Genomic DNA, 16,098 nt, shown 5'->3' with positions numbered 1-16,098 from the left:
AAATTAGCCTTCTTCTTCGACTAAACCTTTGTGTAAGGACTTTAGTGCTTTTTCATAGTCTTGGCGCTCGATAACAAACTGCATATTAACTTGGCGCATGCATTGATTGACCGCCAGAATATTGATTTGATTTTGTGCTAAATCTTCTGCTGAACGAGAGAGAAAACCTGGCTTATTCATATTGCTACCAATCGCCGACACTATCGCCACTTCTTTAATGCTGACTTCTGCACCACTAAAGTTCGATTTAAGGTCAAGAATAAATTGTTCTTTCACATCTTTTTCAGGCAAGAAATGAGTAATCGTATTCGCATTGGTATTCTTTGCCGTATAACTAACTCTATGCTTGGCAAAAACACCCATAATTCTGTAATCGTAACCGCTCTCGCCCACCATATCTGGATCATGCACTTCAATTGCCAAAATATCATCGCGACCCGTAACCATTTCTACTCGAGGAAAATCACTGCGGAAGTCCGTATCAATCAAAGTGCCTGGGTGCTCAGGCTCAAAAGCATTTGTAACACGGATCGGGATATTTAAGTTTTCCATTTCTTTTGAAGCTTTTGGGTGAATAGCTTCCATACCTAAGTCTGCCAATTGATCCGCAACATCAAAGTTTGTGCGGCCAATAATTTCAACTTTATCAAGCCCCATTAGATTTGGGTCACCTGATGATAAGTGGAATTCTTTGTGAATCACACCTTCACGTGCGCCTGTAACACAGGCAATTTTAGAGAAAGTGATTTCGCTGTAACCACGATCAAAAGTGTGCATCAAGCCTTCTTTACACTTGGTATATCCAGTCGCAACACAAATATTGTTGGCGTAATCCACGCCCTCAAACTCTTTCTCTATTTTCTCTGCAAAGGGTTTAGCTTCATTATCTTTCCAACCAGTGAGGTCGATCAAGAGAGCATTGATCCCACGGTTATTGAGGATGTTCACTGAGTTCCACGCTGAATGAGCTTCACCAACTGAACTTAAAAGTTCACGTGCAGCCATTAAGAATTCATCGATATGAAAATGACCATATGAACAAATACGGCAAATATCTCTTAAGCAATTGCGAATACCTTCGACACGTTGGTCGACATAATTATTAGCCGCATCCAAGTCGAGACCTGCCGATGTCATTTCTGCGTTAATATCTTTCATTTGCTGAGTCACTTTATCTAGTGATGTTTCCCATCTCTGGTCACTATCTTTAAAATATTGATAGACTCCCGGCTCGCCCGTTTTCTTATGTTCGAGAAGAGCGTTAGTGATCCCGCCGTATGCGCTTACGACAAAGACGCGATTGTAAATTTCGTCTTCTTTGCGAGTTCCTAAAATGACATTGTCTACAATCTCGCCAAAACGAGACATCGATGTGCCACCAATTTTTTCAACTGTATGTTTAGACATTGATTAATCCTTACTTAATATATTTTTAAATTTTTCTACGACCTGACTGATATCGTCAAGTACTTCACAGCCCGTTGCTTTTAGACGGTCGATATGTTGATGACCTTTTGCAATCAACAAACATTGCATCCCCACTTCTTGAGCTACTTCATAATCGTGTATAGTATCGCCAATGAGCACACACTCTTCAGCTTTTAGTTCGCTTAACTGTACGGCGGAATGTGCTAAATCAACTTTCCCATGCGCTTTAAAATCTTCGACTCCGTGAACCGATTCAAAATGATCCCAAAGTTGGTATTTTTTGACCAAAGTTTCTAGTAAACCTTTTTCGCATGCCGACAAAATAGATTGTTTATAACCTAAGTTTTGCAAGGCCAAAATAACTTCTCCAACTTCGCTGTGTAATTCCGCGAAATCACCAAAAGATTGATTGTAGGCCCCGATCCAGTCGATCGACATCTGTCCATAGTCGGCATCCTTTAAATCAATGCCAATTTTCTTGTAAAAGTCTATAACGGGAAAACCAAATTCGCTGAGGTACATTTCACGATCTAACAACTTATCATGTCTTTCCTTTAAGAATTTCCCAGTCACATGTACACAGAGATCCACATCATTTAATAAGGTACCGTTCCAGTCCCAAAAAATATGTTTTACATGCTTCATAAAATCTTTTGTTCAGATTAGTTATTAGTCTATTTTGGCGAAAAATTAATATGCCTTAAATAGTAAATACTTAAAGCCCAATAGGAATATGTTAATTCTATAGCTTTTCAAGCCAATTGTGAAGCATATTAAAATTAATCAAAAACTACTGAATAACAGCCGATTATAGCCAAAATCACTAGGAAAAACATGGCTTTAATTTTGGTAAAACTTTACAAATCAACTCTCACAACACATATTAGCGCCTATTTTTGAATCTTATAACACTATTTCGGAACGCAATTATGGACATTCATTTTATTACAAACTGCGAAATTGAACCAGAAGTTGACTGCTTAATTATCCCCGCTTGGGAAAATGAGGTACACGTCGCCATCAACAGTTCTCTTATTGCAGTAGAAGACCAAACTTCGCTCAACCTCATTAACGATCGTGGCAATATGTCGGGCAAAGACCTTTTCTATCTCCCCACACCCATGAGTGCCTACCGTGGCATCCTCATTTTAGGCTTAGGTAAAAAGGAAGGCGATTTAAGCCATAAATTCCGCAATGCTACAGGGAAAGCTGTTGGTCTATTACAGAAATATAAAAAGCATCACCTACTTCTTGAGCTTGAACACACACCTGATCTTCAGACTCGTCATTTCGTCGCGGCCTTAAACTTAGCGCAATACGAACATACTGCATTTAAGACCAAAGCTTCTGAAACAGTAAAAGTTGATAACCTTTGTGTGCACATCTGCCCGAGCAAAGAAATCACTATCGAACAAGGAAAAGCCAATCGCGCCCAAACTTTTACCGAATGCGCTAACTTTGCTCGCGATTTAGGCAATGCTCCAGGCAATGCCCTAACACCAAAAATTCTCGCTGACAAAGCACGTGAACTCGCCAAAGTAACAGAGTCTGAAATTGAAGTTCTCGGCGAAAAAGAAATGAAAAAACTCGGCATGGGTGCGCTCCTTTCTGTTTCAGCGGGTTCATCAGAAGAAGCTCAACTTATCACTCTTAAGCACACACACCCTAGCGCCAACAAAACTGTTGCTATTGTTGGTAAAGGCGTCACTTTCGATTCTGGTGGCATTAGCCTCAAACCCGGCAAAGGCATGCAGGAAATGAAGTATGACATGTGTGGTGCTGCTGCCGTCTTAGGCGCTTTTAAAGCCATCTGCGAATGCAATGCTGCCATCAATGTGATCTGTGTTGTCCCTAGTTCAGAAAACCTCGTTAATGGTGAAGCGACAAAACCTGGTGATATTGTGACTGCCTACAACGGCAAAACTGTAGAGATCTACAACACCGATGCTGAAGGCCGTCTACTTTTATGCGATGCCATGGCTTACACAGCAGAGACTCACAAGCCAGATATCATGGTTGATGTGGCCACTCTTACAGGTGCCTGCATTGTAGCTCTGGGCCATGAAATGTCTGCGATCATCACTGAAGACGAAGACCTAAAAAGCGAGCTCATCGAAGCTGGTTCTCAAGTCCATGAACGACTCTGGCCACTACCAATCAATGATGATTATAAAGCTCTGTTAAAAGGCAACGATGCCGACCTCTGTAATATTGGCCCTGCCTATGCGGGCACTGTTACGGCTGCCTGTTTCCTTTCTAATTTCACCGGCGATACGCGCTGGGCTCACCTCGATATTGCAGGTACAGCATGGGGAATGAAAGGCTGCTCATATATTAACGAAAACCTTGCCAGTGGCTTCGGAACTCGACTTCTCGCCAAATGGCTCATGAATATCTCAGAATGACCCCCACAAGTAAAGAAAATCAAAAAAAAGCAAGTGTATACACCCTCGGATGCCGACTCAACCAGTCGGAATCATCCGTCATGGAACAAGGACTAAAAGAACAAGGTTTTGAACTCGTTGACTTCAAGGGAGAATCAAATCTCGCTATCGTCAACACTTGCACTGTTACCGCTCGTGCCGATTCGGACTGTCGCAATGTGATCCGTTCATACATCCGTAGAAACCCCGACGCCTTTGTAGCCGTCGTTGGTTGCTATTCCCAAATGGGTTATAAAACTTTAGCCGAAATTGAGGGTGTTGACCTCATTATCGGTAACCAAGATAAAATGTCGGTACTCGATTACGTCAAAATGGGCAAAAACGAAAAGCCACTAATTATTCGTGATCGCATTGTCAAAGAAGATTTTACAATTGACACCATGGGCCAATCGGACTCAAAGACTCGCGCCAACTTAAAGATTCAAGATGGCTGCGACTTCATGTGCACCTTCTGTATCATCCCTATGGCACGCGGACGTTCGCGCTCTAGAGACATGGATAACCTCTTGGAAGAAGCTCGCACTCTAATTGGACAAGGTTTTCGCGAAATTGTCATCACCGGTGTCAATGTTGCGACTTACGATTCTCAAGGTCGAACTTTTCTCGATGTGATTGATCGCCTAAATGAACTCGAAGGAATTGAACGCATTCGAATCAGTTCCATTGAGCCCACTACCATTCCAGAGAAAATCTTTGATTACATGGCTGATCCTGAGCATGCTCTAGTTCCTTACCTTCATATTCCACTCCAGAGTGGATCTGATAAAGTTTTAAAAATAATGAAACGTCGTTATGAGCGTCAAGAATTCCTAGATTTTATTACAATGGCATCTGAACGCGTACCCGATTTGTGTATTGGCACAGATGTTATGGTGGGAATGTGTGGTGAAGATGAACAAGAATTTGAATCGACCTGTGACTTTTTGATTAAATCACCCGTGAATTATTTTCACGTTTTCACTTTCTCTGAACGCGAAGGTACTCCAGCAGTAAAAATGGATGAGAAAGTGTCTCCTAAGGAAAAATCTCATCGTTCTTCTGTACTGAGAGCTATTAGTGAGAGAAAACGCCTCAAATTCTACAATGAGTATATCGGCAGAGAATTTGATGTGCTTTTTGAATCTGGCCATGATGGTTTGTGGACGGGCTACACCGAGAACTTCATTCGAGTTTCGGTTGAATACCCTGGAAACTTGAGCCGACATATTCGTCGTGTTAAAATCACTCATATAGTTGCTGATTTCGCAATGGCAGAATTAGTCGATGAATAAACCTTTGCAGGATAAACTGCTTCAAGTTAAAGAAGAACTCCAAAGCCTCGACAACATCGCTATTGCCTATTCTGGTGGTGTCGACTCGAGTCTTTTGGCAGCCTTGGCATACGAATTTATGCCTGCTGACAAAGTCGAACTCATTATCGCCGATTCACCATCTATCCCCCGCTCTGAACTCAATGAAGCCAAAGCTTTAGCCGAGGAAAGAAAGTGGCAATTAACAATTCTCTACACGAACGAAATTGATAATAAAGACTATCAAGCCAACTCGGGAGACAGGTGTTATTATTGCAAATCGGAACTGTTTTCAGAAATGTCAAAATACGCCAGTGAAAAGAATATCCGCACCCTTGCTTATGGCGCCATTTTAGATGACCTTAGCGATCATCGTCCAGGTGCAAAAGCGGCTGAAGAACATGCGGTGATTGCCCCTTTACAGATTTTGAGCAAAGATGAAATTCGTGAGCTCTCCAAGGAGCGAAATTTACCAACGGCTTCACGCGCCTCATTTGCTTGCCTTGCTTCTCGACTTCCACGTGGCGAAAAAGTCACTGTTCAAAAACTCTCTCAAATCGAAATGGCTGAAGAAATTCTCAAAGAGCAAAACTTCTATCAATACCGAGCTCGCCATCACGGCGACCTCTTGAGAATTGAAGTTGAAGAAACAGCCATCGAGCGCTTTTTTGACAAAGATTTCCGCTTACAACTCTTGAGCCAACTCAAAAAAATTGGCTATCGACACATCACTTTGGATCTTGCCGGCTACCGGACAGGATCAACCCATTAATTAGGATATAAAAATATGAACCAACTCATCGGCAACCTCGATAAAATGAAAACTACCTGTCCAGAAGATGGTGGCTTAATTGAATACTCTCTGACCATGAATGGAGAAGCACGTCTGCCTCTTAATTCTCTCATTGGCAAAAAAGTTTCTTGGTCTTATCAAGGTCAAATCAATTGTATCCATTGCGGTGCTCGCACCAAAAAAGCCGTTGGACAAGGTTCATGTTGGCCCTGCTTTAATAATTTAGCTTGTAATGATCTATGTATCATGAAACCTGAAACATGCCATTACTCCAAAGGGACTTGCCGTCAACCAAAATGGGCCGAGACACACTGCATGACTGACCAAGCGCTTTACCTAGCTCGCTCATCTGGAGTAAAAATTGGCATTACTCGCGGAGGCAATCATTTGACACGCTGGGCTGACCAAGGCGCTTCAGAAGCTTTGGTGCTCGGTCTTTTCCCTAGTCGTTTAGATGTGGGCATTGCTGAAAAAGCCATTAGTTCTAGCGGTATCTCTGACCGTACTGGATGGCAAAAAATGTTGAAAAATGATATTGCTGACACAGAATTTGCTCCCATCATTGAGCAGATCAAAGAGATATTAACTGATGAACAAAAACAATATTTACTAGACACTCCAAAACGAATTGAATTAGAGTACCCCCATGCGCAGTGGCCGACAAAAGTTAAATCATTAAAGCTTGATAAGGTACCGATCTACACCGCCACACTCATGGCCATCAAAGGGCAGTACCTTATTTTTGACACAAATGAAGTCTTTAATGTTCGTGCTCATTCTGGCTACCACATCGCTTTTTCATGGGAAGACTAAAGTTCGAGGACGACTCGAACTAAAGTCTTTCATCACAGAAGTTTAATCTATAACTTCATAGCTAGCTATGTAGACGATTTGTCTACGGTTTTCACCCTGCTTAACTTTCACCCTCATACTAACTTGTTCAGCAAGGACTGTCTCAAGTTCGGAATGAGGTTTTTTGAGTAACATAAATTCCTCACCTTTTTCATCAATGAACAGGGTACCATAAGGGACTTTTTTAAATTTCCCTTTAAGCTCTAGCTTTGTTAGTTCTACTTTATCTTCTTTGGCAAAAGTCAACGTAGTCATACTTAAGCAAAACAACATCATCAAAACCTTTCTCATCTCTATCTTCCTTTTATAGATATTCTCACTCAAATTATTTTGAGTTACTCTATTTATCGCTATGAAAATAATAATGTGACAAAGAAGCCGTTCTCCCTTAATTATTTTTGTCAAAACCCATCAGAAATCATTCCTATACTCCTCCTATTCGTTTTAGAACCCCTATATTAAATCACTCGTGAAAAATCTAGGTCAGTCTTTTATGGATGATAAAAAATCAAATGAATTACCCAAAATGATCCCTCATCTAATGGATCATTTTGATGCTGCCTTCAATGAAAACGAGCAAGAGTACCTACGCCTACTTGAAGAACTCGAGATCGGCGATGAACGCTACGAAGTTCAAAACACGGTCAACGAAGGTGGCATGAAATACATTGTAGAAACCTACGATGAATTGACCAAAAGAAGTATTGCCAAAGCTATAATGAAAGACACCGCCGATCAGGAAGCGGTGAAAAACTTTATTCGCGAAGCCCGTATTACCGCATCTCTTGAGCACCCAAATATTGTCCCGGTTCACGACTTGGGTATTGAGAATGAGGCAGAACCTTTTTTCACCATGAAATTGTTGCATGGTGAAAATTTACAGAATATCCTAGACCAGCTCAAAGACGAGAATCCCGAATACAAAAAGAACTACCCGAATACGGAACTCTTAGAAATATTTTTAAAAGTCTGTGATGCCGTGGCTTTCGCTCATTCAAAAGCGGTTTTACACCTCGATCTCAAACCGGCTAATATTCAAGTTAATGAGTTTGGTGAAGTACTACTCTGTGACTGGGGCTTGGCACGCAAACTCCAAGATGATGACCATGAAGTCGATGACGACATTGATCTACAAAACCTTCACACAGATTCAATTGAACTTACTCAAGATGGCGTTTTAAAAGGTAGTCCAGGCTATATGGCTCCAGAGCAAATCACTTCGAGCTATGGGGGGCGCTCAGCACAAACAGATATCTATTGCCTAGGTGCCATACTCTATTCTATATTAACTCTAGAAAACCCTCTTTCTGGCAATTTAAAAACTATCATTCAAAAAACTTTGAATGGCACTATCGTGCCTCCTATAGAGCGTAAACCTAACTTGGAAATAAGTAAAAGTTTAAATGCGGTCGTTATTAAAGCAATGGCAACGAAAACAGAAGAACGGTATGCGAATGTAGATGAACTCGCAAATGAAGTCAAAGCCTTCATCCAGGGCTTTGCTACCGAAGCCGAACATGCAGGTTTTTTTACTTTGCTCAAATTACTCTTTAAGCGACATAAAGAGCTTTGCGTATTAATTTTCTCATCTTTTCTTATCATCATTGTGATAACCGCTAGCTTTATGGATAGCCTCAAAAATGAACGTGAGGCGGCCATTGCCGCAGAGGGACAAGCTCGACTATCTCAAAAAGTTGAAAAAGAAGCTCGGACACATGCGGAGGCAGCACAGTTCAAGGCTGAAGCTGCTGATGCTCGCAGTATGAATATTCGTCAACAAACAGCTATTCATCTGCTAGACTTTGCCCGCAATGAATATAAAAAAGCCAGCTATCAACATGCTTTGGAATTGGTTGAAAAATCGCTCCTTTCAGACCCCAATTACATGGAAGCTCGCTACTTTCATGCGATCTATCTCTTTGGTTTTCACAAATTTTCTCAAGCGATGAGTGAGCTCGATAAATACCAAGGCCCATTCAAGACAGATTGGTTACGCTCTCTTTGCTTGATGAGTCAAAAAGAAAATTACGAAGACTTTATTAGTTCAGAAACTTTTTTTATCATTCTTAAAAGACTTAAGAACCTCACACAACATCAGAAAACATATCACCACTTTCTCTCCTTAGCAACTTATGTATATCCCGAGGAACAACGCTGGGTGTTTGCTGAACGTTACCTAAAATCTATGTGTGTTACTAACTTCACTTTTGACCTTCAAGAGAAACTAAATGGGACATACAGCCTTTCACTTGCAAATAACAAAGGTCTTCACAGTATCTTAGCTTTAAATAATTTACCGATTTCTGAACTCGATGCCTCGAACACCGATATAGATGATATAAGCCCCATAGCAAATATGCCCATTGAAAAACTCAATATTAGTTCAACACATGTCTATTCTCTACTTCCACTAGAGGGTAAAGCTATTAAAGAAATTAACATATGGAAAACAAATATTCGAAACCTTAAACATATCACTGATGCACCTCTCGAGGTCATTCATCTCAACAACAAATGGTCCGATCTCAATTACATAAAAGACATTAAAAGTCTGCGCACGGTCTACTTATCTCGTTACACATTCAATGAAAAGGTTTTAGCCAAAATAAAAGCTCAAAAAAAAGAGGATATTGAACTCATTTTTGTCGATTAGCTGTCACCTCTTCCTTTTGAGTAACTATTTATTTGAGACAAAGCCACAAGTAAGGATTTTCCATGACTAAATATTCCCAACTCTTTTTATTCCTTTTTACACTCAGTATTTTTGCTAGTAAACCGAATATTTTTTTTATCTTTTCCGATGACCATGCTACTCAAGCTATTAGTGCCTACGGCTCAAAAATAAATTCAACACCCAATATCGACCGCATTGCCAATGAAGGAATTCGATTCGATCGCTGCCTCGTTACCAATGCAATCTGTGGTCCCAGTCGAGCCACCATCCTCACAGGAAAATACTCTCACCTTAATGGCTTTTATAAAAATGATATGTATTTCAACGGTGACCAAGTCACCTTTCCTAAACTTCTTCGTAAAGCAGGCTACCAAACTGCGGTTATCGGAAAATGGCATCTAGCTACATTGCCGACAGGTTTTGATCACTTTGAAGTGATCACTGGCTATGGTGGTCAAGGGAAATATTATCACCCAATTATGAACAAAAATGGTAAACCAACAAATTATCGTGCTTACACAACCGAGATTATTACAGAGCTGAATATGGACTGGCTAAAAAACCAACGCGACCCAACAAAACCTTTCATGCTCATGATGCAACACAAAGCACCTCACCGCGCTTGGCTCCCCTCTGCAAAGTATATGAATGCCTTCAAAGACAAAAAATTCCCAGAGCCTAGTAATCTTCATACAAATTATAAAGGCAAAGCCAGCCACGTTAAAAAACAGGATATGATGATCAAAGACTCTATGAATCCTGGTGATCTCAAGCTCACCCCACCGAAGTACCTAGATGGTGCGGATCTCGCAAACTGGCACGAAGCCTACGATGATGAGAATGCGGCCTTCGCAAAAGCTAAACTTAGTGGTAAAGCATTGCGTTCTTGGAATTACCAACGCTATATCCGCGACTACGTTCGCTGCGTACAATCTATTGATGATTCCATTGGTGAAGTCCTCGCTTACCTCGACGAAAGTGGTTTAGCAGAAAATACTTTAGTCATTTATTCTTCTGATCAGGGTTTTTTCCTTGGTGAGCATGGTTGGTTCGATAAGCGCTTCATGTATGAAGAAGCTCTCCGCACACCACTTGTCATGCGCTGGCCCGGCAAAATCAAAGCGGGATCAAGTAATTCACTCATTGTATCGAACCTTGACTTTGCACAAACTTTTCTCGATGTCGCTGGAGTTACGGCACCCGATGAGATGCAAGGCGCTAGCCTATTGCCTCTCATGCGTGATAAAAAACCTAAGAACTGGCGATCATCTTTTTATTACCATTACTATGGCTATCCCGATTGGCATCTCGTTCAAAAACATTGCGGTGTCACTGATGGTCGTTATAAACTCATTCACTTTTACACGACTGATGAATGGGAACTTTACGATATGGAAAAGGACCCTAGAGAAAATCAAAATCGCGCATCAGACCCAGAGTTTAAAAGTATTTTGGATACAATGCGCAAGAAATTAACTCACCAGCGAATACAACTAAAAGTACCTTCCGACCAAGAACTTATTGAAAAATTTAAAAACTTGGAAAAAGAAAATTCTTACCTAAAATGGGGAGTAAAGAAAAAATGAACCGACGCTCACTTTTAGCTTGTTTAGCCGCAGGGCTTTCTAGCCCATCATGCCTTAGCCATCAAACTAAAAAGGCGTCCACATACCCGTTTAAGAAATCTTTTTGTTTCTGGCCATATAGAAATGTTTGGTCAATTGACAAAATGATCCAAGTAGCGAAAGAACTTGACTGCGACGGTATAGAGCTCGTTGACCCAAAGCATTGGTCAAAGCTGAAAGATAATGGCCTAGAGTGCTCCATGAGCACCTCTCACCCATTTTTAAAAGGAATGAATCATCCAAAATTTCACGATGCCAACATTCAAAAACTTAAAGAACGTATCGACCTTTGCGAAAAATATGATTTCCCTTCAGTCATAAGCTTTGTCGGTTATCATGACAGCTCTTCCGTAGGTGGTGGTAAAATAAGTCCCAGAGAAGGTATCAAAAACTGCATTAAAGCCTATGAAAAGATTTTGCCTTACGCAGAGAAAAAAGGCGTCGTTCTACAAATGGAAGTTCTCAATTCTCGCGTTAGTGAAAAAATGAAAGGCCACCCAGGCTTTGCGGGAGATAGAGTTGAGTACTGTGGAGAAATCATTCGTCATTTTAATTCTCCCAATTTTAAACTGCTTTTTGATATCTATCATGTCCAAGTTATGCAAGGGGACCTAATTACTCGGATTGATCAAAATATGGATATCATCGGACATATCCACACAGCGGGATGTCCTGGCAGAAATGAATTAGGAGATAATCAAGAAATCAATTACCCCGCCGTTATACAGGCCCTATACGACAATGATTATCGTGGATATGTTACCCATGAATTCATCCCCACAAAAGATCCACTTCTAGGTCTTCAAGAGGCCTTTGAAATTTGCACGCCTCGCACTCATTGAGTATAGAGGCAAGTACTTAGCCTCTTTTTATTACCACCACTGCACTTCGCGCCGGTAAGTGATTAAAATCTGGAAAACTTCCCGATGGATTTGTCGCGGGATGCTGAACAGAGATAAAAAGTTCCTTAGCATTTTTCATGAAGTATGGACCCGTAAATTCAGCCGCTTTAGGGGGAGTAGCAAAACGTTTAGATACCGCTCCACCTTCGGACTTTTGACAATGCCATAAGCCATCTGTAAAACCTGGAAAACTATAACCATCAGAGCAGACCCACAATTCCCCATTTTGATCAAAGGCGCCATTATCTGGATAGACGAAGCAACCTTGCAGAGTCGTAGACTTAGAGAATGTCGAATTACTAGGATCTCCACTAAATTTTCCACAAACCACAAAAAAGTTCCATTTGCCTTCTTTCCCCTGATCATTCAATTCAATAATGTGGCCCGCACCTCCTTCCACCTTATTAGCCGCATTTAGCTTTTCAGAACTACGGCCTCGATTTCCCGTCATAAAAAAGAATACATTGCCCGTTTCGGGGTGAATATCTATATCTTCTGGGCGGTCCATTGGAGTGGCTTCCAATAAATCGGCTGCTTTTCTCGAATCAATTTGAACATCTGCTTGCGATTGGAAGCCATTTTTTTCATTTAAAGGACCTTGACCATAAAGCATGGGAAGCCATTGCATACTGCCATTCTCTGCGAACTTCGCAACGTGTAAAACACCGTTCTCAAGTAAGCTTTTATTATATTTGCGATCGCCTTCCTTATACTTCTTTTCAGAAACAAATTTATAAATGTACTCAAAACCTTGATCATCACTCGTGTACACTTCCACATGGCCATCATTGCGAACTCGGACTTTGGCACATTCGTGGCGACAACGACCCAGCATGGAGTGTTTTTTCATCGGCTCATTTGGTTTTTTAGGATCTATCTCAACGACTAAACCAAAATGTAAGGCCGACTGAGAGTCACTATCTAAATCAAAACGCGAGTCAATAGTTGCAAAAAAATTGCCCTTGTTCTTCATGCCAAAACGTTTAAAATTCTCTTCTTCTTTATGACCGTTAATCTGACCTGAAAAATAGCCTTGTACATTTTCTTCAGCAGTTAAGTAAGTCCCCCAAGGCGTATAACCCCCGGCACAATTACCAAAAGTTCCTGCAGAAACGATGCCATCAGGACTCGCCTTTGATTTCATTCTCTCATGACCAGCTGCTGGTCCAGTAATCACAGCTTTAGTATCGGGAGTGATACGACGATTGTAGGGTGAAGAGGTATTGACCTGCCAATCACCAGCAGCATCACGTTTCACAGCCGCAATCGAAACACCCACAGAATGATAGGCTGCTTTTTTTCGTTCACTTTTATCTGGGTACTGACCCTGTTCAGGAAATTCATTATTAATACAAATGATAGCATTCTGATCATCTTCTTCAAAAACGTGGATAAAATCACAAGCCCCACCAAAACGGTTCTGCTGTTCTTGTGCACTTAATTTTTTTGGATCGTAATCTTCGAGACCAGCTTTTAAGGGATCTCCAAAGGCACATAAGTTCTTGTAAACAAAACCTTGCGCTAAACGCAAACCCGAGGCCTGACGCGCAGGCAACTCTTCAAAATCGGTAAAACCTTTAGGAGTTTCTTCCTTCCCAGAAACTTCTAAACTCACGGCTCCTATACCCGCCATACCCAACTTCATAAAGTGGCGGCGGCTCATCTCTTGCATCGATATGACTTGACTCTTGTTAACTCTTTCTTGGCTCATAAAACATCCTAATTAACTACTCTCATTACTAGACAATACACCTATTAATCTTTCTCGTTTATTTAAATCAGTTCAGTTCCAGTTAAATATAAACAATTATTTTTTAGTTTTTTCACTTCTCCGTGAAAGAAAGTATTAAAAACTCCCGAATTAGTAGTTAAGCACCACAAAAACTTATTTAAAATAACGGAGACACAAAATGAAAAAATTCCTAACAATAATGATCAGCATGGGCTTCATCCTTTCTTCTTCAGCTTTCGATGCGAACGGTAAAGCTGACCAAGAAGGCAAAGAAAAAAAGGGTAAATGCGAAAACTGCAAGAAAGGCAAAGGAGGCGAACGTGGAAAACGCGGTGGCCATGGCCCAGATCGCGAAGCCATGAAAGAAAAAATGAAAGACATGTCAGAATCAGAGCGTGAGGCTTTTAAAAAAGAAATGCGTGAAAAACACGAAGCCAGAAAAATGCAACATGGCCCCATGAAAGAAAAATGGGAAAGCATGTCAGAATCTGAACGCGAAGAATTTAAAGCTAAAATGAAAGATCGTCACAAAGAGCGCAAGCACGTCATGGAAAGTATGACTGAAGAAGAGCGTACAATGGTGAAGAAAGCCTTCGAAGCTAAAAAAGAATCCATGAGAGAGCAAATGAAAAATCTCCCAGAAGAAGAACGTCAAGCTTTCAAAGATGAAATGCGTAAAAAGCATGAAGCTTTCCGTCAGGAAATGGAAGGTAAATCCATCGAAGAAAAGAAAGCTTATATCTTATCTAAGGCTCAAGCTTCTAATTAAATCATAGTAGATTGTCCTCGAGCTCCTCGTCACGCAAGTGGCGGGGAGTTTTTCGTTTATCAACATCTCTTTACAGCATGATTTAAATCCATCTTATTCACCGATCTCATCCTCCAAAAATTGGGTTTACACTTTCCGTAACATATATTTGCATAAATCGTAAAAATCAGGAGAGCCCAGATGAATAATGCCAGTACAGAACTCAAGCACTTCATGTCAGGCCTGCGCAAACGCAACCCTGGCGAAGCAGAGTTCCATCAGGCTGTTGAAGAAGTTGCCATGAGCCTCATGCCTTTCATCCTTGATCATGAAAAATATTACAAAGCACGCATCTTAGAACGACTCACTGAACCCGATCGAATCATTATTTTTAGAGTCTGTTGGGAAGATGATTTAGGCAATTTACGCGTTAATCGTGGTTACAGAGTTCAATTCAGCAACTGTATCGGGCCATATAAAGGTGGCTTACGCTTTCACCCTTCGGTAAGTTTGAGTATCCTCAAGTTTCTGGGATTTGAGCAAATTTTTAAAAATAGTCTCACCACTCTGCCTCTAGGTGGAGGTAAAGGTGGTGCCAACTTCAATCCCAAAGGTAAATCAGATCGTGAAGTTATGCGCTTTTGCCAATCATTCATGACTGAGCTAACCCGACATATTGGGGCAGATATTGATATCCCTGCAGGTGACATCGGCGTAGGAGCACGTGAAATCGGCTATTTATACGGACAATTTAAACGATTGAACAATCGCCACACGGGTGCTATCACTGGCAAAGGCTTTGATTACGGCGGTTCGCTTATGCGCCCAGAAGCAACGGGTTATGGCTGTGTTTATATGATGCGTGAAGCTCTTTCTCATGAAGGTGATGACTTGGAAAATAAATCTTGTCTTGTCTCCGGATCTGGTAACGTGGCTCAATTTTGTGCAGAAAAACTCATTCAACTTGGAGCCAGAGTTTTAACTATGTCAGATTCAGGGGGCACAATCTATGACCCTGATGGTATTAATGAAGACAAGTTGATGTGGATCAAAGAACTCAAAAATTCTCGCCGGGGTCGAATTGTGGAATACGCAAAACAATTCCCCTCCGCGGAATACTTAGAGGGGAAACGTCCTTGGGCAATCCCTGCTAATTTGGCTTTCCCATGTGCGACACAAAATGAGATTGAGGCCGATGATGCCAAAGCACTTATTAGCAATTCTTGCCGTGCCGTCTGTGAGGGTGCTAACATGCCTTCAACTAAAGAGGCTATTGACCTCCTTCAGGCAGCTAAAGTCACTTTTGTCCCCGGCAAAGCCGCCAATGCAGGCGGGGTGGCTGTTTCTGGTTTAGAGATGACACAAAACTCGATGCGTATCCATTGGAGTGCTGAAGAAGTGGATCAACGTTTACTAGGAATTATGCAAAATATTCATCGCAAATGTGTGAAGTATGGCAATGATGGGGATTATATTGATTACGTCAAAGGTGCTAACGTGGCGGCTTTCTCAAAAATAGCTGACACCATGCTTGCCTATGGAGTTATTTAAGTTTTTTAAAAAATTGTCATTAAACTCTGTTGAGGTTGTTTTGTTTCCAAGTAGTAAATG

13 protein-coding genes are annotated in these 16,098 nt (G+C 41.2%); 9 read left to right on the top strand and 4 right to left on the bottom strand.

Annotated features, from left to right (window positions below):
* Positions 1-3 precede the first annotated feature (3 nt).
* Positions 4-1,407 (bottom strand): aspartate kinase, encoded by a 1,404-nt coding sequence (locus tag PQO01_RS11670; protein WP_274314206.1) that lies wholly within the window; start codon positions 1,405-1,407, stop codon positions 4-6.
* Between the two features lie 3 nt (positions 1,408-1,410).
* The gene (locus PQO01_RS11665) at positions 1,411-2,073 is read right to left on the bottom strand and encodes an HAD family hydrolase (RefSeq protein WP_274314205.1); all 663 of its coding nucleotides are present in this window, start codon (positions 2,071-2,073) and stop codon (positions 1,411-1,413) included.
* 284 nt (positions 2,074-2,357) lie between these two features.
* On the opposite strand from PQO01_RS11665, the gene PQO01_RS11660 reads away from it, so the two are divergent.
* From PQO01_RS11660 to PQO01_RS11645, 4 genes are read left to right on the top strand one after another with little or no spacing between them, the layout of a single operon-like run.
* Positions 2,358-3,833, top strand: a complete 1,476-nt coding sequence (locus tag PQO01_RS11660) for a leucyl aminopeptidase (protein WP_274314204.1) — start codon at positions 2,358-2,360, stop codon at positions 3,831-3,833.
* On the top strand, positions 3,809-5,143 hold the full coding sequence (gene mtaB, locus PQO01_RS11655; RefSeq protein ID WP_337994451.1) for a tRNA (N(6)-L-threonylcarbamoyladenosine(37)-C(2))-methylthiotransferase MtaB: 1,335 nt from the start codon (positions 3,809-3,811) through the stop codon (positions 5,141-5,143). The genes PQO01_RS11660 and mtaB overlap by 25 nt, the downstream gene beginning before the upstream one ends.
* Positions 5,136-5,933: an ATP-dependent sacrificial sulfur transferase LarE gene (larE, locus tag PQO01_RS11650; RefSeq protein WP_274314202.1), complete on the top strand. Its 798-nt coding sequence runs from the start codon at positions 5,136-5,138 to the stop codon at positions 5,931-5,933. Before mtaB ends, larE begins: the two co-directional genes overlap by 8 nt.
* 15 nt (positions 5,934-5,948) lie before the next feature.
* Positions 5,949-6,767, top strand: a complete 819-nt coding sequence (locus tag PQO01_RS11645; protein ID WP_274314201.1) for a DUF2797 domain-containing protein — start codon at positions 5,949-5,951, stop codon at positions 6,765-6,767.
* A gap of 42 nt (positions 6,768-6,809) precedes the next feature.
* Here the strand turns inward: PQO01_RS11645 and PQO01_RS11640 are convergent, their stop codons facing one another.
* Positions 6,810-7,097, bottom strand: coding sequence for a hypothetical protein (locus PQO01_RS11640; protein ID WP_274314200.1), 288 nt, complete (start codon positions 7,095-7,097; stop codon positions 6,810-6,812).
* Positions 7,098-7,299: 202 nt separating this feature from the next.
* Between PQO01_RS11640 and PQO01_RS11635 the strand changes: the two genes are divergently transcribed.
* The 3 genes from PQO01_RS11635 to PQO01_RS11625 all read left to right on the top strand — a co-directional run bounded on the left by PQO01_RS11635 (position 7,300) and on the right by PQO01_RS11625 (position 11,947).
* Positions 7,300-9,459, top strand: coding sequence for a serine/threonine-protein kinase (locus PQO01_RS11635; RefSeq protein ID WP_274314199.1), 2,160 nt, complete (start codon positions 7,300-7,302; stop codon positions 9,457-9,459).
* A gap of 62 nt (positions 9,460-9,521) precedes the next feature.
* Positions 9,522-11,066 (top strand): sulfatase family protein, encoded by a 1,545-nt coding sequence (locus PQO01_RS11630; protein WP_274314198.1) that lies wholly within the window; start codon positions 9,522-9,524, stop codon positions 11,064-11,066.
* Entirely contained in the window at positions 11,063-11,947 is an 885-nt protein-coding gene (locus PQO01_RS11625) for a TIM barrel protein (RefSeq protein ID WP_274314197.1), read from the top strand. The genes PQO01_RS11630 and PQO01_RS11625 overlap by 4 nt, the downstream gene beginning before the upstream one ends.
* Positions 11,948-11,963: 16 nt before the next feature.
* Here the strand turns inward: PQO01_RS11625 and PQO01_RS11620 are convergent, their stop codons facing one another.
* Positions 11,964-13,718, bottom strand: coding sequence for a PhoX family protein (locus PQO01_RS11620; protein WP_274314196.1), 1,755 nt, complete (start codon positions 13,716-13,718; stop codon positions 11,964-11,966).
* Positions 13,719-13,917: 199 nt separating this feature from the next.
* Here PQO01_RS11620 and PQO01_RS11615 point away from each other — a divergent pair, with 199 nt between their 5' ends.
* Positions 13,918-14,508, top strand: coding sequence for a type 2 periplasmic-binding domain-containing protein (locus PQO01_RS11615; protein WP_274314195.1), 591 nt, complete (start codon positions 13,918-13,920; stop codon positions 14,506-14,508).
* A gap of 180 nt (positions 14,509-14,688) precedes the next feature.
* Positions 14,689-16,038, top strand: a complete 1,350-nt coding sequence (gene gdhA, locus PQO01_RS11610; protein WP_274314194.1) for an NADP-specific glutamate dehydrogenase — start codon at positions 14,689-14,691, stop codon at positions 16,036-16,038.
* The last annotated feature ends 60 nt before the right edge of the window (positions 16,039-16,098 follow it).

This window comes from Lentisphaera marina (assembly GCF_028745505.1).
Taxonomy (GTDB): domain Bacteria; phylum Verrucomicrobiota; class Lentisphaeria; order Lentisphaerales; family Lentisphaeraceae; genus Lentisphaera; species Lentisphaera marina.
The sequence above is the reverse complement of the archived record's forward strand: the minus strand, read 5'-3'. Positions and strand labels throughout refer to the sequence as shown.